At 76.8% G+C, this 20588-nt stretch carries 20 protein-coding genes; 8 read left to right on the forward strand and 12 right to left on the reverse strand.

Translation table 11 applies throughout. The annotated features are described in order from the left end of the window. Positions 1-230 precede the first annotated feature (230 nt). Positions 231-776, forward strand: a complete 546-nt coding sequence (locus tag LN037_RS04135; protein ID WP_230750080.1) for a L,D-transpeptidase — start codon at positions 231-233, stop codon at positions 774-776. On the opposite strand, the gene LN037_RS04140 is transcribed toward LN037_RS04135, so the two are convergent. Genes LN037_RS04140 through LN037_RS04175 form a run of 8 tightly spaced genes read right to left on the reverse strand, consistent with a single transcriptional unit; the run spans position 773 to position 10121 of the window. After that, positions 773-3304 carry an HAD-IC family P-type ATPase gene (locus tag LN037_RS04140; RefSeq protein ID WP_230750082.1) on the reverse strand — a complete coding sequence of 844 codons (2532 nt, stop codon included), beginning with the start codon at positions 3302-3304 and terminating at the stop codon, positions 773-775. The genes LN037_RS04135 and LN037_RS04140 overlap by 4 nt on opposite strands. Further along, positions 3301-4068: an FAD:protein FMN transferase gene (locus tag LN037_RS04145; protein WP_230750083.1), complete on the reverse strand. Its 768-nt coding sequence runs from the start codon at positions 4066-4068 to the stop codon at positions 3301-3303. Before LN037_RS04145 ends, LN037_RS04140 begins: the two co-directional genes overlap by 4 nt. Next, positions 4065-4547: an FMN-binding protein gene (locus LN037_RS04150; protein WP_230750085.1), complete on the reverse strand. Its 483-nt coding sequence runs from the start codon at positions 4545-4547 to the stop codon at positions 4065-4067. Before LN037_RS04150 ends, LN037_RS04145 begins: the two co-directional genes overlap by 4 nt. Next, complete coding sequence (locus tag LN037_RS04155; RefSeq protein WP_230750087.1) at positions 4541-5947, reverse strand: ferredoxin reductase family protein; 1407 nt, start codon at positions 5945-5947, stop codon at positions 4541-4543. The genes LN037_RS04150 and LN037_RS04155 overlap by 7 nt, the downstream gene beginning before the upstream one ends. Beyond that, entirely contained in the window at positions 5944-6594 is a 651-nt protein-coding gene (locus LN037_RS04160; protein ID WP_230750089.1) for a hypothetical protein, read from the reverse strand. The genes LN037_RS04155 and LN037_RS04160 overlap by 4 nt, the downstream gene beginning before the upstream one ends. A 42-nt stretch (positions 6595-6636) precedes the next feature. Further along, complete coding sequence (locus LN037_RS04165) at positions 6637-8139, reverse strand: sensor histidine kinase (RefSeq protein WP_230750091.1); 1503 nt, start codon at positions 8137-8139, stop codon at positions 6637-6639. After that, on the reverse strand, positions 8136-8843 hold the full coding sequence (locus LN037_RS04170) for a response regulator transcription factor (protein WP_255693041.1): 708 nt from the start codon (positions 8841-8843) through the stop codon (positions 8136-8138). Before LN037_RS04170 ends, LN037_RS04165 begins: the two co-directional genes overlap by 4 nt. A 12-nt stretch (positions 8844-8855) precedes the next feature. Next, positions 8856-10121, reverse strand: a complete 1266-nt coding sequence (locus LN037_RS04175; RefSeq protein ID WP_230750094.1) for a cytochrome P450 — start codon at positions 10119-10121, stop codon at positions 8856-8858. Between the two features lie 196 nt (positions 10122-10317). Between LN037_RS04175 and LN037_RS33330 the strand changes: the two genes are divergently transcribed. The 3 genes from LN037_RS33330 (at position 10318) to LN037_RS04190 (ending at position 12643) form a co-directional block, all read left to right on the forward strand. Further along, positions 10318-10818 (forward strand): uridine kinase family protein, encoded by a 501-nt coding sequence (locus LN037_RS33330; RefSeq protein WP_230750097.1) that lies wholly within the window; start codon positions 10318-10320, stop codon positions 10816-10818. Then, positions 10815-11777, forward strand: coding sequence for an EcsC family protein (locus LN037_RS33335; protein ID WP_230750099.1), 963 nt, complete (start codon positions 10815-10817; stop codon positions 11775-11777). The genes LN037_RS33330 and LN037_RS33335 overlap by 4 nt, the downstream gene beginning before the upstream one ends. 86 nt (positions 11778-11863) lie before the next feature. Further along, positions 11864-12643, forward strand: coding sequence for a hypothetical protein (locus tag LN037_RS04190; protein ID WP_230750101.1), 780 nt, complete (start codon positions 11864-11866; stop codon positions 12641-12643). A 58-nt stretch (positions 12644-12701) separates the two neighbouring features. Here LN037_RS04190 and LN037_RS04195 read toward each other — a convergent pair whose 3' ends face one another. Continuing rightward, positions 12702-14612, reverse strand: a complete 1911-nt coding sequence (locus LN037_RS04195) for a hypothetical protein (protein ID WP_230750103.1) — start codon at positions 14610-14612, stop codon at positions 12702-12704. A 137-nt stretch (positions 14613-14749) separates the two neighbouring features. Here LN037_RS04195 and LN037_RS33130 point away from each other — a divergent pair, with 137 nt between their 5' ends. From LN037_RS33130 to soxR, 3 genes are all read left to right on the forward strand, one after another. Further along, positions 14750-15898 carry a DUF2786 domain-containing protein gene (locus LN037_RS33130; RefSeq protein ID WP_305058208.1) on the forward strand — a complete coding sequence of 383 codons (1149 nt, stop codon included), beginning with the start codon at positions 14750-14752 and terminating at the stop codon, positions 15896-15898. 16 nt (positions 15899-15914) lie between these two features. Next, the gene (locus LN037_RS04210) at positions 15915-16313 is read left to right on the forward strand and encodes a hypothetical protein (protein ID WP_230750106.1); all 399 of its coding nucleotides are present in this window, start codon (positions 15915-15917) and stop codon (positions 16311-16313) included. A gap of 279 nt (positions 16314-16592) precedes the next feature. Beyond that, entirely contained in the window at positions 16593-17036 is a 444-nt protein-coding gene (gene soxR / locus LN037_RS04215; RefSeq protein ID WP_230750108.1) for a redox-sensitive transcriptional activator SoxR, read from the forward strand. A 3-nt stretch (positions 17037-17039) separates the two neighbouring features. On the opposite strand, the gene LN037_RS04220 is transcribed toward soxR, so the two are convergent. Continuing rightward, positions 17040-17933, reverse strand: a complete 894-nt coding sequence (locus tag LN037_RS04220; protein ID WP_230750109.1) for a TroA family protein — start codon at positions 17931-17933, stop codon at positions 17040-17042. A gap of 9 nt (positions 17934-17942) precedes the next feature. Beyond that, entirely contained in the window at positions 17943-18479 is a 537-nt protein-coding gene (locus LN037_RS04225) for a hypothetical protein (protein WP_230750111.1), read from the reverse strand. A gap of 67 nt (positions 18480-18546) precedes the next feature. On the opposite strand from LN037_RS04225, the gene LN037_RS04230 reads away from it, so the two are divergent. Next, positions 18547-19320, forward strand: a complete 774-nt coding sequence (locus LN037_RS04230; protein WP_230750113.1) for an EI24 domain-containing protein — start codon at positions 18547-18549, stop codon at positions 19318-19320. Here the strand turns inward: LN037_RS04230 and LN037_RS04235 are convergent. Beyond that, complete coding sequence (locus LN037_RS04235; RefSeq protein ID WP_230750115.1) at positions 19317-20525, reverse strand: DUF2399 domain-containing protein; 1209 nt, start codon at positions 20523-20525, stop codon at positions 19317-19319. The two genes, LN037_RS04230 and LN037_RS04235, sit on opposite strands and share 4 nt — an antisense overlap. Positions 20526-20588 lie beyond the last annotated feature (63 nt).

Raw genomic sequence — 20588 nt, forward strand, 5'->3', positions numbered from 1 at the left:
TCGCCTCCCGCCACTCCGCCCGGACCCGCGTGCGGAACCACCGCTCCCCCGCCCGTCCGACGCCGATCGAGCCCCGCCCGCCGGGACGGGCCACGGGCCGGGGCGTCGACGCCGGGGCCCGACGACCGGCCGCCCCGCGCCGCCCGGTGGCCTCGCCGGACCGAGCCGTCCCGACGTCGGGTCGGGGGGCTCCCGCGGCCCGTCCCGCCCGCACGCGGCGCACCCTGCCGGTGGCGCTGGCCGCCGTCGTGGTGCTCCTGGCCATGGGCACGGTGCTCGTGCTGGTCGCCGACCGCCACACCTCGACGCCGGTCGCCGCGGCGGTGACGGCCGCACCGCCGACTCCCGCCGCCGCCCCGGGACCCCCGCCCGCGGCACCCGCCGTCGTGACCCCGGCGGAGCTCGCCCGGTGCCCGGCGACGGCGAGCGCGTGCGTGGACCTCGCCGCCCGGAAGGCGTGGTTGCAGCGCGACGGGACGGTGACGGTCGGTCCGGTGACGATGCTGCCCGGCGCGGAGACCTTCCTGCGCCCGCCCGGCCCGACGTCCTCGGCGACGCCCACGGGCTCCTTCCACGTGCTGTGGAAGGACGCGGACGCGTTCAGCTCCGAGTTCGACGAGCCGATGCACCACGCCGTCTACTTCGCCAAGGGCGGGATCGCCTTCCACGAGGGCAGCCTGACGACCTCGTCGAACGGCTGCATCCACCTCTCCGCCGCCGACGCGACGACCTTCTTCGATCGCCTGCGTCCGGGGGACGGGGTCACCGTCTTCTAGTGGTGGGTGCGCGTCCCCGCGCGCTCGTCGCCCGCCGGGGTCAGCCCCACGGCCCGCTCGAGGAGCCGGTACCGCAGGGTCACCGTGAGCACCGCGAACCAGGCGGCGAGCGCGATCCCGCTGACGTAGAGCACGGGCGGATCGGGCGCGGTCAGGCCGAAGTACGAGCGCGTCGCCGGCACCACCAGCACCACGGCGAAGGCCACGAACAGACCGAGCGCGAGCCACGTCGGGCGCCGGTCGTCGGACACCGGCCGCCACGCCGTGAAGATCCGGTGCGGGGGCTCCAGGAGCAGGATCAGCACGATCGCGGTGGTGGAGACGAACACCGACAGCCCGCTCTGCGCGCCGAGGGTGGCCGAGGCGGTGACGAAGTCGGGGTCGGTGCGGGCGAGGCCGGTGTAGTCCTCCCAGAGCTCGACCCCGCGCGTCCCCCCGCTCGCCAGGCCGTCCGAGACGAGGCGGTAGAGGTAGGCGTAGACGGCGGTGGCGAACCCCGCGGTCAGGATGCCGACCGGTAGCACGAAGCGGGCCAGGGAGACCAGCAGGTCCTCGGACGGCGGCGCCGGGCGGGCCCACATCGTCAGGAAGAACGTGGGCAGGCCGACCGTGAACAGCGTCAGGCCCACCTGCGTCGGCGTGTACGGGAAGCCCAGCCCGAGCAGGGTGACCGTGAGGATCACCAGCATCTGCGTCGTCACGCGGGCGAGGAACAGGTACATCGACGATCCGACCCCGGCGACGATCCGCCGGCCCTCGGTCCGCGCGGGCGGCAACGTGGCGAAGGAGTCGTCGAGCAGCACGATGTCGGCCACGTCGCGGGTCACGGCGCTGCCCGAGCGCATCGCGACGCCGACGTGGGCGCGCTTGAGCGCGCGGGCGTCGTTGACGCCGTCCCCGACCATCGCCACGTGGTGCCCGCGGCGGCGCAGCGCGGCGACGATCTCCTCCTTCTGCTCCGGCGCGATCCGCCCGAACACCGTGGTCGCGTCGACCGCGTCGTCGAACGCGTCGCCGGTCAGGGCCGCGAGCTGCGCGCCCGTCAGCGACGCCCCGACCAGCCCGGCCCGGCGTGCGAGGGCCGCGACGGTCACCGGGTCGTCGCCGGAGATCACCTTGACCGCCACCCCGTCGGCCGCGAGCACCGCGAGGGTGTCCTCGACGCCGGGCCGCAGCTCGTCACCGAGCACCACCAGGGCCTCGGCGCGCAGCCGCGGGAGGGTCGGGCGGCCGTCGGCGTCGCGCAGGGGCCCCGACGACGAGGCCAGCACGAGGACGCGGAAGCCGCGCTCGGCGCGGGCGCGGGACTCGCGCTCGACCAGGTCGACGGTCACCTCGTCGTCGGCGAGCCGGTCCAGCACCGCCGAGGGCGCACCGAGCACGAGCGTGCGGCGCGCGGACGCCTCCGGCGCCGCCGCAGCAGGCAGCACCAGGCCGCTCCAGCGCAGCGCGGACCGGAACTCGACCTCGTCGTCGGGGACGACCCGCCGTCCGGGGAGGTCGACGAGCGCCGCGGTGGTGGCGTTGGTGCTGCGGACCGAGCGGGCGAACGTGCCCAGCAGCTCGGGCACCGGTGACTCGCCGATCGGGAGCGTCTCGACGAGCGCGAGGTCGCCGCTGGTGAGCGTGCCGGTCTTGTCGGTGCAGACGACGTCGACGCGACTGACGGCCTCCACCGCGTTGGTCTGCTGCACCAGGGCGCCCTGACCCGCGATCCGCGCGCCGCCCACCGAGTACGCGACCGCGATGAGGAAGAACAGGCCGTAGGGCACGAGCCCGGAGAGCACCGCGGAGGTCTGGACGAAGCGCAGCACCGTGGAGCCCTCGAGCAGGGCCTGGGCGAGGATCGCGCCGCTCATGAGCAGCACGAGCAGGATGACCAGTCGGACGACGAGGTCGATGCGCCACTGCAGCGGCGTGACGTCGGTCGTGTCGGCCCGCGCGGCCAGCGTGAGCCGCCCGGCGTGGCTCGCGGTGCCGACCGCCGCGGCCTCCTGCCATCCCTCGCCCGAGGCGATCGCGCTGCCCGAGAGCAGCGTGGCCCCGACGGCCTTGGGCACCGGGTCGGCCTCCCCGGTCAGCAGCGACTCGTCGGCCTCGACGGCGCCCTCGACGAGCGGCCCGTCGACCACCACCTGGGCCCCGCCGCGCACCCGCAGCACGTCGCCCTCCACGACGTCGGCCGGGGACACCTCGGTCTCCACCCCGTCGCGCAGCACGGTGACCGGTTCGCGGGCGAGCAGCTGCAGCCGGTCGAGCGCGCGGCGGGCCCGCAGCTCCTGCACCGCCGACAGCGCGGCGTTGATGATGCCGAGCCCGACGCTGACCAGGGCGTCCGAGTACCGGCCGAGCGCGAGCAGCGCGATGCCGATGACGAACAGGATGTTGTTGTAGAAGGAGAAGACGGTGGTCCGCAGGATGGTCGCGGTGGTCCGGCTCGAGCCGCGGACCGGGGTGTTCGCCCGACCCTCGCGGGCCCGCCGTGCGGCCTCGGCGGCGGTGAGACCCGCCGTCGTCACGGTGGTCATGCCGGAGATCGTCCCAGAGCCTCCCCGAACGGCGCGGCGGTGCCGTCGGCCCACACCACGAGACCGGTCCGCCCCACGCGCCGTCGCAGCCAGGAGAGCGCGTCGCGACCGAGGGCGTAGGCCGCGGTGGCGTCGACGTCCGCGTCGGTCAGCGAGCCGGCGAGCACCGTCACACCGGCGATGCCGGTGGGCGCGGCGCCGGTGCGGGCATCGACGAGGTGCGCGCCGCGGTGGGCGGTGCCCGAGGACGCGACGGCGCCGTCGGTCACGGGCACCGTCGCCACGAGGCGGGTCGGGTCGCGGGGGTCCTCGATCCCGACGTGCCACGGCACGGTGTCCGACCACGCCACGAGGTCCCCGCCGGCGGAGAGGCAGACGTCGGTGTCGGGCAGGTCGCGCAGGAGCGCCGATGCCCGTTGCACCGCCCACCCCTTGACCACGCCGCTCGGGTCGAGGCGGCCGTCGCGCCACACCGAGAACGCGCCGTCGGTGGTCCGCGCGGCCCGCGCGGCGATCGCCAGCACCTCGTGCACCTCGGCCGGGGCGTCGTCGAGGCCCAGCTCCCCCCGGTCGATCCGGCGGACCACGGAGTCGGCCCGATAGGTGCTGAACACCCGGTCGGCCTCGCGCAGGGAGGCGAGGACGGCCGCCCACGCCGCGTCCGCCGCCGGTCCCGCGGCATGCCGACCGCGCAGCGCCAGGCCGATCGGCAGGCCCATGACGTGCTCCACGCGGCGGGCGACGGGCGCGGTCGCGGCGGTCACGCCAGCCCCGCCTGGTCGAGGGCGCTCTGCAGGGACTGCACGTAGCCCTCGGAGGTGTAGGTCGCGCCGCTGACCACGTCGACCTGGGCGCTCTGGGCCTGCAGCGTCTCGCTGACGAGCTCCGGGACGGCCTGGGCGTTGATCTCCTCGTCGCGGCCGTTGCTGTCCGGCTGCTGCACGACGTCGACCGCCGTGATCGTCCCGCTCGCGACGGTGACGCGGACCTGGACCGGCCCCCACCGGGTGTCGGCCGCGGCGCCGGTCACGGTCCCCGAGTAGGTGCTGGTGCTCGCCGTCGAGGGCGCGGCGGCCGTGGTCGTGGTGGCGCCCGAGGTGGTCGGGGCCGCCTCGGCGGCCGTCGAGGACGAGGTCGACGTCCTGTAGGAGAACAGCAGCGCCACCGTGCTGAGGGTGGTCAGGCCCCAGAGGGCGATACGGCGGGCGCCGCGGTCGAAGCGCAGGGGAGGCACGCTCACCATCCGAAGGTCTCGGTGTGGATGCGGTCGGCGGGGACGCCGGCCGCGCGGAGGGTCCCGACGACGAGGCGGGTCCAGGACTCGGGACCGCAGACGTAGGTCTCGCGCTCCGCGACGTCGGGGACGCGGGCGCGCAGGGCGGCCAGGTCGTCGACGGCCCCGACGCCCGAGCCGAGCCACGAGTCGTGCGCCCGGCGGGGTCCGGGCAGGGGCACGAGACCGAAGCCGCGTTCGGCGGCGAGGACGGCGAACTCGCGGGCGAAGACGGCGCTGCCGGTGAAGCGGTGCAGGACGACGACGTCGCCGGTGAGCTCCTCGGCGAGTGCCCGCATCGGGGTGATGCCGATGCCGGCGCCGACCAAGGCGACCTTCGGCGCCGTCCGGACCCGGTCGGTCAGCCGGCCGTAGGGGCCCTCGACGAGCGCGCGGGTCCCGGGACGCAGTCCGGCGACCCGGCCGCTGCCGTCCCCGAGGTTCTTGACGGTGATGCGCAGGCTGCGCCCGTCGGGAGCCGCGGACAGCGAGTACGGGTGTGCCCGGCTCCAGCCGGTCCCGGACAGGAAGCGCCAGGTGAGGAACTGCCCGGCGCGCACCGGCAGGTCGTCGAGGTGCCGGCCCGCGAGGTAGACCGACGAGCAGCCGTCGCCCTCGTCCACGACCGAGGTCACGACGAGGCGGTGGCGCAGCGTGCGCCGGAGGGGCAGGGCGACCCGGTGGACGAGGACCGCAGCGGCGGTGACCGCCCACAGCGTCCACCAGAACACCGTCCGGGCGGTGGAGGCGAGGAACTCCTGCCCGGTCCAGAGCTGGTGGGGCAGGGCGAGCCCGACGCCGAGGTAGGCGTAGAGGTGCAGCAGGTGCCACGACTCGTAGCGCAGCGCCGCCCGGGCCGCCTTCACGCTCGTGACGACGACGAGCACCAGGCACGCCGTCCCGGCGGCGGCGAGCAGCATGCCGGGGTAGGAGACGGTCAGGCCCCACAGCTCGCCGGGGGTCGCGGCGAGGTCGCCGGCCGCGTAGCCCCAGGTGATCAGGCCGATGTGGGCGAGCATGCCGGTGAACGAGGTGAAGCCGACGAGCCGGTGGATCACCGCCAGCCGGTCCTGGCCGAAGGCGCGCTCGAGCACGGGGATCCGGGCCATGAGCAGGACCTGGACCAGCAGCAGGACCGAGGCGAGCAGGCCGGTCAGCCGGCCGAGCGAGGTGAGGCCGGTGGCCCAGCCGCCGAGGTCGGAGAGCCCGCCTCCGGTGGCCCACCAGAAGGTGACCAGGACCAGCGCGGCGCACAGGGCGGCCTCGGCCGCGGTGCGGACGCGACGGTCGACGACGGCGGGTGCGGTGGAGGGGGCCGACGGGCCCGGCGGCGCCGCGTGCCGGGCGGGGCCGTGCACGACGGCGGTCATGCGCCCGTGACGGCGACGCCGGGCTGCACGGCCCCGGGCTGGGCGGGCAGGCCGGGCTGGGCGGGCTGGCCGGGCACCGCGGGCTGGCCGGGCACCGCGGGCTGGCCGGGCACCGCGGGCTGGCCGGGCACCGCGGGCTGGCCGGGCACCGCGGGCTGGCCGGGCACCGCGGGCTGGCCGGGCACGGCGGGCTGGGCGGGCTGGACCGGCTGGACCGGCGCTCCCTGCTGCCCGGGGCCCCCACGGCCGCGCTCGGCACGGTCACGGTCGCGACCGCCCCCGCGGCCGCCACCGTCGCCGTCGTGCTGACGCCCGATGCCCGGGCCCCCGCCGCGCGGCCCGTCGTGGTCGCCGACCGCGAGCCCGGCCAGGAAGCCGCCACCGACGAGCACCAGGGCGGCGACGACCGCGCCGACCACGCGCAACCAGCGCGGGCGCGGACGCGATGACGCAGCCGGGGCAGCCGGCGCACCCTGGGCGGCGACCGGGGTCGTCTCCTGGGCGCCCGGCTCCCACCGCGACCCGCTGCGCTGCTCCGCGGTCGTCTCGGCGGTGGGCTCGGCGGTGGGCTCGGCGCTCGTCTCGGCGGTGGGCTCGTCGGCGGGACCGGGGGTGGGCTCGCGGTCGGGCTGGTCGTCGGCGCTCACGGCGGGGACCTCTCGTGGACGTGATCGCCCACGGCGGGTCGATCAGGTGCCACCCACGGTCGTGTCCTGCGGTGAAGTCCCGACGTGGTCCGCTTCGGAGTCCGGTAAGAGCCGCTCCGGCGCCACCGTGAAGCCGACCTGCGCGCCGCCGCCGGCGGGGGAGGTCACGAACGCCTCGCCGCCGTGACGGTCGGCGACGTCGCGGACGATGGCCAGGCCCAGCCCGGAGCCGGGCAGGCCCCGGGCGGCGGGCGCGCGGTAGAACCGGTCGAAGACCCGCTCGACGTCCCCGACGTCGATGCCGGGCCCGTGGTCGCGGACGGTGACGCCGCCCGCGTGCACGCGGACCTCCAGCGGCCGGTCCGAGGGATCGAACTTGGCGGCGTTCTCGACGAGGTTGCCGACCGCCCGTTCCAGCGCTGCCGGGAGCCCCCGCACCACCGAGCCGTCGGAGTCGACCTCGACCTGTCGGCCGGTGCGGCGGCCGATGCGGGCCGCGACGTGGCGGACCACCGCGTCGAGGTCGACGGCGTCCTCGGGCTCGTCGGCGTCCCCGCCGGAGAGCGCGAGCGCGACGAGCTCGTCGACGAGGTGCGACAGTTCGCGGGTCTCGCCCCGGACGTCGGCGATCAGCCGGTCACGGGCCTCGGGTGAGAGCTCCGCGAACCGCTGCAGCACGCTGGCGTTGGTGCGCAGGCTGGTCAGCGGCGTGCGGAGCTCGTGCGCGGCGTCCTGCACGAGCCGGTCCTGCGCCTCCCGCGACGCCGCCAGCCGGCCCACCATGGTCGCGAACGAGGCGCCGAGCCGGCCCACCTCGTCACGGCCGTCGACCGGCACCTCCGCGGGACTGCCGCCGCGGGCGGTGACCTGCTCCGCGAGCCCGGTCAGCCGCTCCAGACGTCGGGTGATGCGCCACGCGACCAGCCACCCGGCCCCGGCGGCGACCACCAGCACGACGAGGCTCACCACCGCGATCTCGTTCGCCATGCCGCGCAGCACGCGGCGGCTCAGGTCGATGTCCATCGCGACCTGCCACGCGCCCCGGCCCGCGCCCTGCGAGGTGGTGAGCACCCGGTAGGTGTCGTCCCCGATCGTGGTCTGCGCGGTGTCGGTGACGCCCGCGACCGAGGTCGTCGCGAGCGCCCGGGCGGAGTCGGTGACCGGGATCGCGACGTCGCGCCCGCCGAGGAAGGTCGGTGTCCCGTCCGGGGCGATGCTGCGTCCGACGAGCTCCTGGAGCCGGCCGTGGTCGTCCCCGCGGCCGGGGCGGCCGTCGCGCGGTCCGCCACCGGGTCCGCCCCCGGGTCCGCCCCCGGGTCCGCCACGCGGGCCGCCGCCGGACCCGTCGTCGGAGGCCGGCGGGGCGATCGGCGCGAGGACCCCGGTCTGCCCGTCCGCCACCGCCGTGGTGGCCGCGGCGAGCGTGGTGTCGGTCGCCTGGGTGATCCGTTCGGCGGCCGCGTGGTAGCTCAGCACCCCGACCAGCCCCGCCACGATGACGCTGACCAGGGCGAAGGCCAGCGCGAAGCGGGTCCGCAGACTCATGGCCGCCGCACCGTGTAGCCGACCCCGCGCACGGTGTGGATCAGGGCCGGCGCCCCCGCCGCGGCGAGCTTGCGGCGCAGGTAGCCGACGTACACGGCGAGGTTCTTCGAGTCCGCGCCGAAGTCGTAGCCCCAGATGCGCTCGTACACGGTGGTGTGGTCGAGCACGATGCCCTCGTTGCGCACCAGCAGCTCGAGCAGGTCGAACTCGGTCTTCGACAGGGCCAGCTCCTCGTCCGCCCACCAGGCGCGGCGGGCCGCCGGGTCGACGTGCAGCGCCCCGACCCGCAGCGCCCCGCGCTCCTCGTGCTCGTCGGTCGGGGCGAACGAGGCCCGGCGCAGCAGCGCGCGGAGCCGGGCGAGCAGCTCGTCGAGCTCGAAGGGCTTGGGCAGGTAGTCGTCCGCGCCCGCGTCGAGGCCCGCGACCCGGTCCGCGGTCTCCTGGCGGGCGGTCAGCATCAGCACCGGTGTGCGGTCGCCGTCGGCGCGCAGCACGCGGCACACCGCGAGCCCGTCGACCCCCGGCATCATCACGTCCAGCACCAGCGCGTCGAAGCTCTCCCGGCGCACCCGGGTCAGCGACTCGACGCCGTCGACCGCCCCCACCACGTCGTACCCCTCGAGCTCGAGGGCGCGGGCGAGCGACTCCCGGATGGCGCGGTCGTCGTCGGCGACCAGCACTCGCTGTGGCACGCCGACCAGCATGCACCCCGTCGCTCAGCGGGCCTCCGGCGTGAACGCCACCGGCTGGCGCTTCACCCCGTGGATGAAGTTCGTCCCGAGCAGCTCCGGGTCGGCGGTGACCCGGATGTCGGGCACGCGGGTGAGGAGCTGGCGGAACAGCGCCCGCAGCATCGTCTTCGCGAGCTGGTTGCCCAGGCAGTAGTGCGTCCCGCCGCCGCCGAACCCGACGTGCGGGTTCTTCTCCCGGGACAGGTCGAACACCTCGGGGCGGTCGAACACCTCGGCGTCCCGGTTGCCCGACGCGTAGAACATGACGACCTTGTCGCCCTCGGCGATCGGCCGGCCGCCGAGCTCGGTGTCCCGCGTCGCCGTCCGGCGGAACGTCATCACCGGCGAGGCGTACCGGATGAACTCCTCGACCGCGGTCCCGATCCGCTCCTCGAGGTCCCCCGCGAGCCAGTCGCGCTGGTCCGGGTGCTCGGTGAGGTGTTTGACCGTCAGGGTCGAGGTGTGCTTCGTGGTGTCGTTGCCCGCCACCGCGAGGAGCACGAAGAAGGCGCCGATCTCGGCGTCGGTGAGCCGTTGCCCGTCGACCTCGGCCTGCGCCAGACCGGTGAACAGGTCGTCGCCGGGGTGCTCGCGGCGGTCCGCGACGATCTCGGCCGCGATCCGGTGCAGCGTCTGCGCCGCCTCGACCTGCACCTGCGCCGGTTCGCGGCCCGCGAGGTGCTCGGGGTCGGCCCAGCTGACGATGTCCTGCGCGGCGGCCGCCGTCTGCTCCTGCAGGTGCTCCGGCACCCCGAACATGGCCGAGAACATCCGCAGCGGCAGCCGCGAGGCGCAGCCCTCGACGAACTCGAGCTCACCCGACGGGTCGCCGGCGAACGCGTCGACGACCTCCCGTGCGGCCTGCTCCACCTGGTCGTCGATCCGGCGGATCCGCTTCGGGGTGAACGCCGCCTGCACGAGCTTGCGCAGGTCGTTGTGGCGCGGGTTGTCCATCGCGAGGAACGACTGCGTCATCTCGAGGAACTCCGGGGTCAGCTGGTCGAACATGACGCCCTGCCCGGAGCAGAAGACGTCGCTCGAGGTGCTGACCTCGCTGATGTCGGCGTGCCGGACCACCGCCCACCAGCCCCGGTCCTCCGGGTCGGGGGCGACCGCGTTCTCGATCGGGCGTTGCCAGGACACCGGCTCGTGCTCGCGCAGGTACGCGAACGTGCGCTCCCGCTCCTCCGCGGTCCCCTCCCAGAAGGTGGCGGCGGAGATGTCGGTGGTCGAGTATTGGCGCCCGGTCATCGCTGCTCCCGACGGTCGTGTCGTCCGTGCCCCATCTGTGCCACCGGTCACAGCGGTCGGAAACCCGGTGGCTCTCGAACGGGGGAGGACGGGTCACCCCTGGGGGTAGGGTCCGCCCATCGAGACGATCACCCCCGCGGACCTGCTCACGTCGGCGCGCTCCTCCGGGCGCCGGGTCGGGTCGACCGTCGTCGTGGTGGTCGACGGGTTCTCCGGAGCGGGCAAGACGACCCTCGCCCGCGCGCTGCGCCGCGTCGACCCGGCGGTCACCGTCCAGTCGATCGAGGCCTTCTACCTGGGGTGGGACGGCCTCGCCGCCGGCCCGCGGCGGGCCGCCGAACAGCTGCTCGAGCCGCTGCGGCGCGGCGCGGTCCCGGAGGTCGCGCCCTGGGACTGGCGGCGCGGCGAGGTCGCGGCCCCCCGACGGCGGGCCGTGTCCGGGCTGCTCGTCCTCGAGGGCGTGGGCGCGGCCGCGCGACCGCTGCGGGACCTGGCCTCGCTCTCGGTCTGGGTGGACGCAGCGGCCGCGGACCGCGACGCCCGCCTGCGGGAACGGGAGGACTGGGCCGGCTACGCCCCGCACCGCGCGGCCTTCGAACGCCAGGAGCAGGCCCTCGCCGCCGCCGAGGGCACCCGGGACGCGGTGGACGTCGTGGTGACGCAGGTGGGCGCCGAGTGGGTACGTTCCGTGACGTGACGGTCGAAACGACGGAGCCCGCGCCGGCCACCGACGCCGACCAGTGGCGTGAGGTGCAGGAGTGGAAGGAGCGCGTCAACTCGACGAGCCCGCTCCTGTCGCCCCTGCGCGACTCGTTCGGGGAGATCCGCGCGCTCGTGCAGTCCGGGCTGCGCCGGATCCCCGGGATCCAGCAGGTCGACGACGGCGTGCACGACGTGCTGCACCAGCTCGCCGCGGCCGGCGCCGGGGCGGGCGCGGCGACGGTCCGCCGGGAGGCGGTGTTCGCCCGCTACCGCGCGCTCGGACACGACGTCGCCGAGTTCAAGGACATCCGTCGGCTCGAGGTGACCGACGTCCAGGCCGCGATGCCGCGCCTCGACCTCGCCTACCCCGTGTTCGCGGCGGTCCAGGGCGGGACCACCTCGCTGCTGCTGACCTCCGGCGCCAGCGCGGCCACCGGCGGCTCCTCGCTGCTGGGGATCGGCGGCCTGCCCGGCGTGGCGGTGATCGCGGCGTCGCTGACCGGGGACGCGCTGCTGACCGTCGCCGCCTGCACCCGCGCGGTCGCGCACGTCGGGGCGTACTACGGCTACGACGTCACCAAGCGGTCCGAGCAGGTCCTCGCCCTCGCCGTGCTCGCCGTCGGGCTCTCCAGCGACGCCGACGCGCCGGGCGCCTACGAGGAGGTCGCCGGGCTGATCAGCCAGGCCGCCGAGGGCGTCAAGAAGAAGCGCCGCCAGCGACAGCTGCGCCGGCTGGCCGCCGCGGTGCACCAGCGACTGCTCTCCCAGATCGGGCAGCGCGAGCTCGCCCAGCTCGTCCCGGTGGCCGGGATCGGGATCGGCGCGGTGCTCTCGGCACGCCTGCTCGCACGGGTCGTCGACGCCGCCGAGCACCTCTACCGCGAACGGTTCCTGCACGAGAAGTACGACGTGCCGTTCGCCGAGGATCCGCCCGACTGGGTGACCGTGGGCTGACCTGCTGCCGGAGCGATACCGCCGGTTCACCCGCCGTCCACGTGTCCTCCACGGCGACGCCCTCCGGCGTGCCTACCGTGCGCTCCGTGACCGTCGGGGCCGGCTGCATGTCCACCGGTGACGCGCGCGCCTGGGAGGCCGCGGAGCGCTGGCGGACGCGGGCCGAGGCCGGGCCGGGGTGGTGGGGCCGCCTCGGCTCGTGGGTCGTCACGGGGCTGCGGCACGTGCCGGGAGCCGGGCTCGTGGACGAGGTCGTCGGTACCGCGGTGGTCGGTGTGGTCGGGGAGCCGCTGCGCGACGCCGGGCTCGCGCTGGGCTGGTGGACCGCGGGCCGCGCGGACCGGGTGCTCGCCGTGCTCGTCGAGGCCGGTCACGACGTGGCGGCGCTGCCCGACCTGCGCCGGCTCGACGTCGAGGACCTCCGGGCCGTGCGGGGCTCGCTCGCGCGGGTCCACGTGGCCGCGGCCGGGGTCCGCGGCGGGCTGAGCGGGGCGGCGGCCGGGGCCGCCGCGGGTGCGTCGAGCGCCGCCGCCGGCCTCGTCGCGGGCGCCGCGGCGCTCGCCCTGGACACCGTGCTCACCACCGCGACCTGCGCCCGCGCCGTGGCCCGCGTGGCCGCGCACTACGGCTACGACTGCGCCGAGCCCCCGGAGCGGGAGTTCGCCCTCGCCGTCCTCGCCGCCGGGCTCGCCCCGGCCCCGCCCGTCGTCGTGACGCCGGTGCCCGCCGTCGGGATCGGGCTCGGGGTGTGGCTCTCCGCCCGCCAGGTCGGGCGGGTCCTCGAGGCGGCCGAGCACCTCTACACCGAGCGGTTCCTGCGCGAGAAGTACGCCCTTCCCGACGACAGGTCGGCGGCGGTCGCGTAGGCCGCTCCCCGGGCCGTGAGGGGAGGATTCGAGCGCTCCTGCGGCACGAGGGTTCCCCTCACGCCTCCCGGGGCGCGGTCGACAGCACGAGCAGGCGCAACCCGTCGTCGGGGAAGCCCGGGAGGTCCGCGACGCGCTCGGGGAGGTCGAACCCGGCCGGCACCTCGTCGCGCAGGGGGCCGACGACGAGCAGGTCGGCCCCGGCGCGGTCGCCGACCAGGGACGGCACCGTGACCACCGAGTCGACCGCCTCCTGTCGGGCCAGCCACGCGACCGCCCGGCGGTACGACCAGGCCTGCGACCAGCGGCTCTCCCGCGGCGCCCAGGTCTCGTCCGAGGTGTCGGCGTCGAGGGCCTCGAGCAGTGCCGGCCACTCCGCGAGGCGGGCGGCGAGACGGTCGGAGCGACGCAGGTCGCGCTGCTCGGCGCGGGCGTCGTCCACCGCGTCGGCCGCGGCGGCGTAGGCGTCGACGTCGAGGCGCAGCAGGGCGGCGAGCAGGGCCCGCAGCTCCGGCGCCTGCTCGGCGGGCAGCGCCCCGTCCTGGAGCCGGGCCACGACGTCGCCGAGCTCGCGCCGGGCCAGGTCGGCGCTCGGCCGCGAGGTCAGCCGGCGCCCGGTGGCGACGACGCGGCCGACGGCGGGCAGCGAGTCCGTCGCCGGGCGGACCTCACCGGGCAGGCCGACGAGCAGGCCCCGGAGCACCCCGACCGCGTCGAGGACGTCCGCGACACGGCGTCCGACCTCCTGCAGCGACAGCAGCCGGTGCACGAGGATCGCCCGCTGCTCGGCGGGCCGCACGACGCGGCCGAGCGGCACGAGCGCGGCGGCGACGCCGGTCTCGACCTGGCGCAGGCGCAGGTGGTGGGCCACCGCCGTGGCGCCCTCGGCCGTCAGGGGCTCCACCCGGTTGATCGCCAGGGACGGCAGGAGGGCCTCGGCGGCGCGCTGCTCCTCGGACTTGAACATGCGCCGCAGCGAGCCACCCGCCGTCAGGAAGCCGGCGAGGGCGTCGAAGGTCGCGGCGGCCGCCTCGAGGTCGAGGGACTCGTCGGTGACGCGGACCTGGGCGGCGCCGGAGCCGCGGTCGAGCTCGGGCACCCGGTCGACGGCGGCGAGCGCCGCGACGGCGCGGGTCCAGGCCGGCGCGGCGCGACCGTCGAGGACGGCGTCGATCGTCGCCCGGGCCCAGGCCGCGTCCTCGCCGCCCCGGCCGAGCGCGACGACGGCCGCGTCGATGCGCACCAGCGCGGGTCCGAGGGCGACCGCGGCGTCGGGCGGGAGGCACGCGAGCGCGGCGATCAGGGGCCGGGCGGCCTCGCGGGCGGGCGCGCCGGCGGGGCCGACCACGTCGAGCAGCTCGGCGGCGAGCTGATCGACGTGCGGCTCGGGCGGCAGCTCCGCCGGGGGCGGGAGGACCTGGTGGCGCCGCGCGGGGTCGAGCGAGCGGACCCCGCGTCCGCCGGGGACGCCGTGCTCGGCGACGAGGAGTCGGCGCAGGGTGGCGAGGTCGGCGGCGTCGAGGGGCGGCGTGGGGCCCGTGGCCGTCGGCGGGTCGAGCGGGTCGTCGGGGCCGAGCAGCTCGGTCAGCCACGCGTCCTCGGGGTGCGCGGCGAGCTGCTCGGCGATGTCCTCGACCGTCCCGACGACGCCGGCCGCGACCCGGTGCGACCCGAGCGGCTCCTCGCCGAGGGCGGTGCGCCAGCGACGGGCGAGCGCGGGGGTCGGGGCGACCACCCGGACCCGGCGGCCGGCGCCCTGCAGGCCCTCGACCAGCGCGGTCCGGTGCTCGGCATCGAGGCCGGTGACCACGAGCGGTCCGGCCTCGAGGCGGTCGAGCACGGTGCGGTGCGGGGGCGGCGGCTCGCTCGGGCGCACCGCGGTGGTGGGCGCGGCCAGCTCCGCCCCGGAGGTCTCGGTCGGTCCGGGCACGTCGTCCCCCGTCCGGCTCCGCTCCGCCATCGCCGTCACTGCGATCCACCTCCTGCGGGCTCAACGGCGCAGGGCCGTCCGCGGTTCGGCCCAAGTTCATCATCCGGGGCGGGATCGGTGGGAACCGTGGGGGACGTCGTGGAGTCGGAGCCCGTGACGACGATGATCGGAGCCCGATGCCTGCTGGTGAGTCCCGAGACCAGGTCGCGGTGGCGGCCGCGCTGATCACCGAGCTGGCCCGCGGTCCGCTCACCGCCGAGGGCCTCGCCGGGGCCCGGGCGGTGCTCGACCGGCGGGTCCCGGCCGCCGTGCTCGACCACGCGGCCGAGAGGGCCCTGCTGGCCGCGGTCGACCCGCTGTGGTCGCGCGGGTGGACCCCGCGCGACCTCGTGGAGGTCGTCCGGCGCCGGACCGGTGCCGGGGTGGCGTCGCTCGCCGCGGACGTGGTCGCCGCCGACGCGGCACGCCGGCCCGCCACCTGGTCCACCGCGGGCGTGGAGGCGGTGGACCGGGAGGTGCCGCTGTTGACGAACCGGCGCGGGCGCCCGGGCGTGGACGGCCTCGACGCCGTGCTGCGGCTCGTCGGCACGATGCTCGGCCTGCCACCCCTGCCGGGGGTGCCTGCGGAGGAGCCCGACGTCTCCGGGATCGACCCGAAGGTGCTCGCGCGGGTCCGCGGCCTGCTCGCGAAGGCGGAGTCGACGACGTTCGCCGAGGAGGCCGAGGCCCTCTCCGCCAAGGCCCAGGAGCTCATGGCCCGGCACGCGCTGGCGGCGGCGGTGGTCACCGGGGGCCCGGAGGCCGTCCCGACGGCGGGTGTGCGCCGGCTCTGGCTCGACGCGCCCTACACGTCGGCGAAGTCGTCGCTGGTGCACCAGGTCGCCACCGCCAACCGGTGCCGGGCGGTGAGCCTGGACGCGCTCGACCTCGTCACCGTGGTGGGCCACCCGACCGACCTCGACACCGTCGAGCTGCTCGCCACGTCCCTGCTGGTCCAGGCCGGGCGGGCCATGGCCGGCGCGGGGACCGGGTCGCGCACCCGGTCCTTCCGGCACGCCTTCCTGCTCTCCTACGCCACGCGGATCGGGGAACGCCTCCGCGCGGCGGGCGAGGCGGCGGAGGCGGCGGCCCGGGCGGAGAGCGGCGAGGCGCTCCTGCCGATGCTCGCGGCGCGCGGCGAGGTGGTGGAGCGGACGGTTGCCGACCTGTTCCCGCGTCTCACCACCAGGCGGTTCACGGTCGGCAACGCGGCGGGCTGGGCGGCGGGCCGGGAGGCCGCCGACGCCGCGAGCCTGCGGGTGGGCCGGGAGGCGCTGCAGGAGTAGGTGCCACCATCGCGGCATGGGCCTGTCGAATCGCGAGCGGCGCGCGGCCAAGCAGCGCAAGCGGGACGCCAAGCGCGGGGTCACGGCGCCGGCCGCCCGGGACGACACCGGGCGCGGGCTGCCGCCGGAGACCCTGCAGGCCCTGCTCCGTCGGGCGGGGGCGGACGTCGCCGCCGGCCGCGAGGAGGCCGTGGCCGAGCTGCGCGGGGTGCTCGCCGAGCACCTCGCCCGTCGTCGGGCCGAGATCCTGGCGGCGTGCGACGCGGTGCTCGCCGACCTCGCGGCGCAATCCGGCGAGGGCCTCGCCGGCGCCCTCGGCGGGGACGCCGCGGCGTCCTCGTGGGCGGCGGCGACCGGGGCGACGACCGAGGAGACCGCGATCGCGACGGTCCGCGTCCTGGCCGCGGTGGGCTGAGGACACGTCTTCCGCACACTCCCGCTCGCCCGACCGGGCGACATCGCGTCGCGGCCCGTGCTCCCCGACCGCCCCGTCCGTTGGGGGGCCTGTGGGTGGAGGGCGAGCTCCCGCCCACGACCGGGGGACATCCGCCGTCACGCGGCGGACCCGGGCGCAGGCGGGACCGGGGGGTCCGCCGACCGCCCGGGCCGGATCCGGTGACCGGACGTGTGGTGCGTCCGGTCACCGGTCCGGACTCCCTTGACCTCGACCATGCTCGACGTCCACGGTCGGCACATGACGCCAGGCGCGGGCGAGCTGTCGGTCGGGGAGGTCGCGCAGCGCAGCGGGGTCGCGGTCTCGGCGCTGCACTTCTACGAGCGCGAGGGGCTGATCGCCAGCCGCCGCACCGCGGGCAACCAACGCCGCTTCCGGCGGGACGTGCTGCGGCGCATCGCCTTCATCCGGATCGCCCAGCGGGTCGGGATCCCGCTGGCGCAGGTCCGGGAGGCCCTCGAGGAGCTGCCGGACGCGCGCACCCCCACCCGCGCGGACTGGGAGCGCCTCTCCGCGTCGTGGCGCGCGGAGCTCGACGACCGCATCCGCCGGCTCGAACAGCTCCGCGACGACTTCACCGGCTGCATCGGGTGCGGCTGCCTGTCGATCGACCGGTGCCAGCTGGTGAACCCGGGCGACACCCTGGGAGCGGGCGGCCCGGGGCCGAGGGTGCTCCGCAGGTGAGCACTAACGGTCGCTATAGCGACCGTTGGTGCTCACCTGCGCGCAGCGCACCTCCCCCGGCGCCGGCACCGCCCGCGGGTGCAGCGCGTGGGCGAGCGCCTCGATCCCGTCCACCAGCCGGGGGCCGGCACGCACCACGTAGGCCGCCGAGTCGATCGCGATGACGGGCACGTCGGGGAACCGCTCCGCGATCGGTCCGGCCTGGGCGACCGCGCCCGCCAGGTCGTAGCCGCAGGGCGTCACGACCACCGCGTCCGGGGACTCCAGGTCCTCCCAGGCCACCGCGCGGCTGCGCCCCCCGTCCGCACCCGCCGTCGGGACGGCTCCCGCGCGGCGGACGAGCTCGGGCACCCAGTGCCCCGGCAGGAACGGCGGGTCGGTCCACTCGAGCACGAGGGTCCGTGGCCGGGCCTCGTCGGCGAGGGCGTCGTCGACGGCGGCGAGACGTCGACGCAGGTCGGAGAGCATCGGGGCGGCGTCCGCGCCGATCGCGGCGGCCAGGTCGGCGATCCCGGTGAGGACCTCGTCGAGGGTGTGCGGGTCGAACGAGTGCACCGCCACGTCCGGTAGGCCGATCTCGGCGAGCGCCTCGGTGACGGTGTGGCCGGGCAGCGCGCAGACCCCGCAGAGGTCCTGGGTGAGCACGACGTCGGGGGCGGCGGCGCGCAGCGCCTCCCGGTCGAGGTCGTACAGCGGCAGGCCCGCGGCGGCGCGCTCGCGCACGGTGGCGTCGATCGCCGCCGGCGTCATGCCGGGCTCCAGGGCGGACCGCACGACCACGGGTGCGGCGAGGCCGGGCGGGTGGTCGCACTCGAAGGTGATCGCGACGAGGTCGTCCGCGCGGCCGAGCGCGGCGACGATCTCGGTGGTGGCGGGCAGCAGCGACGCGATCCGCATACCCCGAGGTTAGGGGCGACGGCGTCCGCGCGGCACCGGCCAGGTGAACCGCAGACCCGGGCCGTCGACGGCCAGGGCCGACCAGTCGGCCCGCAGCCGCCGGAGCTCCCGGACGGCACGCTCCGCCTGCTCGACGGTGAACGGGCTCCGGCCGGTGTGCGTCACGGCCCAGGCCCGGTCGAGCTCCCGGTGGGTCGCGGCACCGTCGCGATCCAGGCAGTGCTGCAGCGTCCCGACCACGACCTCGGCCTGCCGCAACCACGCCTCGTTGCGGCGCCGCACCTCGGCGGAGCGGCGGTGGCGGTCGTGGCGCTGCCGGCCCCCGACGACCTCGACGCTCGCGAACACCGCGCCCGCCGCGATCGAGCCCCACAAGCCGTCGGTGATGCCGAGGGCCCGCTCACCGATCAGGTGGACGGCGTCGTGCGGGACCTCGTTCGTGACGTCGTAGGAGCGCATCCGCAGCCGGACGCCGTCGGCGCGGGCGATCTCGGCGACCGACCCGTCGTCGGCGCGCCGCCGGAACTCGACCTCCACGCCGTGCATGTCAGCACGGTCGCGCCGGGGCCGTCGCGGGATTTCCCGGGTCGTCGCGGGGTGGGACGATCCGGACGTGTCCGACCTGCTGCTCGGTCTCCGGCTCTACGCGCGCGGCGCCGGGACGGTGCTGCGGTCGCCGCGGCTGCTGCGCCTCGGGGCGCTGCCCGCGCTGGCGACCGCGGTCCTCTACGTCGGCGCGCTCGTGGTGTTCGTGCGGTACCTGGGCGACCTGGTCGGGCTGCTGACGTCCTTCGCCGCCGCGTGGTCCCCGGGCGCGCGGGACCTGGCCGAGGTCGTCGTCGGGACCGCGCTCGTGGCCGCGGTGGCGCTGGTGGCGGTCCTGACGTTCGTGGCCGTGACGCTCGCGATCGGCGGGCCGTTCTACGAGAAGCTGTCGGAGATCGTGGACGACACGGTCGGGTCGGTGCCGGACGGGCCGGGACGGTCGTGGTTCGGCTCCGTCCGGGACGGACTGCTGCTCGTGGCGCTCTCGGTGCTGGTGGCGATCCCCCTGTTCGTGGCCGGGTTCGTACCGGTGGTGGGGCAGACGGTGGTGCCGGTGGTCGCGGCGCTGGTGGGCGGGCGCCTGCTGGTGCTGGAGCTGACCGCGCCGGCCCTGGAGCGGCGGGGGCTGGGCCTCGCGGCCCGACGGCGGGTCGTGCGGTCCCGTCGGCTGCTCGGCTGGGCGGTGGGCGTGCCGACGTACCTGCTCTGCCTGATCCCGCTCGTCGGCATCGTGGCGGTGCCGATCGGTGCCGCCGCGGCGACGTTGGTGGCGCGCGAGCTGCAGGGCGAACCGACCGGGGTGCCGACCCGTCCCGCGCGAGGGGAACCCGCGCGCCACTAGAGCGCTCGCCGCCTCCCCTCACGAACGGCCGCGTCCAGCAGCTCGTCCATCACCCGCTCCTCGTCGACGGCCCGGCCGTGCTCGCTCATCGCGTGCTGCAGGTCGGGGTCCCACGGCGTGGGCGGCACCGGACCGTCGAACGGGCGCAGGTCGGGCGACACCGCCGCGCGGTAGTCGGCGGCGGTCATGCGCCAGGGCACGACGCCGAGCCGGGCGAGGCGGGCCGTGATCGCCACGCCGGAGGGGTCGAGGTCGCCGTGGTGGCGGACCTCCGCCCCGGCGGCGAGCAGGCCACGGACGAGCGTGAGGGGCGCGGTCGTCGGGTTGCCGAGGGTGCACAGCATCGGCACCGGCAGCGCCCGCTGGACGGCGGCCTCGAGCAGACGCGGGTTCTCGACGCTGAGCACCACCGTGCCGGGCGGGACCTCGAGCGCCGGCTCGCGGAGCGTCAGCGTGGCGAGGTAGCCCGGCGCGCCCGCGGCCGTGGCGGCCCGGACAGCGGCCGCCGCACCGTCCCCGAGCAGCGGCAACGACCACGTCGGCACCGGGGTCGCGACCAGGTCGCCGGGCAGGCCCGCGTCCGCCCACAGCTCGGCGTCGTCCCGGTGGCCCCGCCCGGCGCGCAGCGCGAGCGCCGTCCCGACGAGGCGGCGGGTCGGCTCACCACGGTCGAGCGCGTGGGCGTCCCCCAGCACCCGGGCGGCGACCTCCGCGCGGCTGCGCAGCCCCGGTTCGTCGGCCGCGGCGAGCACCCGCGCGACGGCGTCGACGGCGGCCCGCGCCGACCCGTCGTCGGGAAGGCCCGGCCGCACGGCCTCGGCCCAGGCGACGACCCACGGCTGCAGGCCGAGCGCCTCCGTGGCTGCGGCCGTGAGCGCCTCGTCGCGGCGGGCCCGACGGTCGCGCTCGGCGTCGCGGGCCTCCCGGCGGCCGGTCGGCGGGCAGCCGGCCGCGGCGAGCAGGGCGAGGAGGTCGGCGCCGTGGCGCTCGAGTGCGGCGTCGAGTGCCGAGAGGTCGAGGCGGCGACGGGTGCTGGGGAACCGGACCCGGAGCAGCTCGCCGAGCCGGGCGAACACCGTGTCGGGCAACCCCTGCGGCAGGGCGACGGCCCGACGGTCGTCCAGGCCGCGTTGATCGAGCGTCCTCGCGACGCGCTGCCACACGGGGAGGAACTCGTCGCCGAGGAGCACCGCCGGGACGGTCACGGTGCCTCCTCGCCTCGTCGTCTCGTCGACGTCGTGGGTTTCCTGCCACTGGACGACAGCAAC

This window comes from Actinomycetospora soli (genome assembly GCF_021026295.1).
Lineage (GTDB): Bacteria > Actinomycetota > Actinomycetes > Mycobacteriales > Pseudonocardiaceae > Actinomycetospora > Actinomycetospora soli.

Bases quoted from the DNA above. Each gene is read 5' to 3' on its own strand.
- LN037_RS04225 (WP_230750111.1), bottom strand. From the start codon at position 18,479: ATGCACGGCGTGGAGGTCGAGTTCCGGCGGCGCGCCGACGACGGGTCG.
- soxR (WP_230750108.1), top strand. From the start codon at position 16,593: ATGACGCCAGGCGCGGGCGAGCTGTCGGTCGGGGAGGTCGCGCAGCGC.
- LN037_RS04220 (WP_230750109.1), bottom strand. From the start codon at position 17,933: ATGCGGATCGCGTCGCTGCTGCCCGCCACCACCGAGATCGTCGCCGCG.
- LN037_RS04165 (WP_230750091.1), bottom strand. From the start codon at position 8,139: ATGAGTCTGCGGACCCGCTTCGCGCTGGCCTTCGCCCTGGTCAGCGTC.
- LN037_RS04155 (WP_230750087.1), bottom strand. From the start codon at position 5,947: ATGACCGCCGTCGTGCACGGCCCCGCCCGGCACGCGGCGCCGCCGGGC.
- LN037_RS33130 (WP_305058208.1), top strand. From the start codon at position 14,750: ATGCCTGCTGGTGAGTCCCGAGACCAGGTCGCGGTGGCGGCCGCGCTG.
- LN037_RS04140 (WP_230750082.1), bottom strand. From the start codon at position 3,304: ATGACCACCGTGACGACGGCGGGTCTCACCGCCGCCGAGGCCGCACGG.
- LN037_RS04175 (WP_230750094.1), bottom strand. From the start codon at position 10,121: ATGACCGGGCGCCAATACTCGACCACCGACATCTCCGCCGCCACCTTC.
- LN037_RS04150 (WP_230750085.1), bottom strand. From the start codon at position 4,547: ATGGTGAGCGTGCCTCCCCTGCGCTTCGACCGCGGCGCCCGCCGTATC.
- LN037_RS04210 (WP_230750106.1), top strand. From the start codon at position 15,915: ATGGGCCTGTCGAATCGCGAGCGGCGCGCGGCCAAGCAGCGCAAGCGG.
- LN037_RS04170 (WP_255693041.1), bottom strand. From the start codon at position 8,843: ATGCTGGTCGGCGTGCCACAGCGAGTGCTGGTCGCCGACGACGACCGC.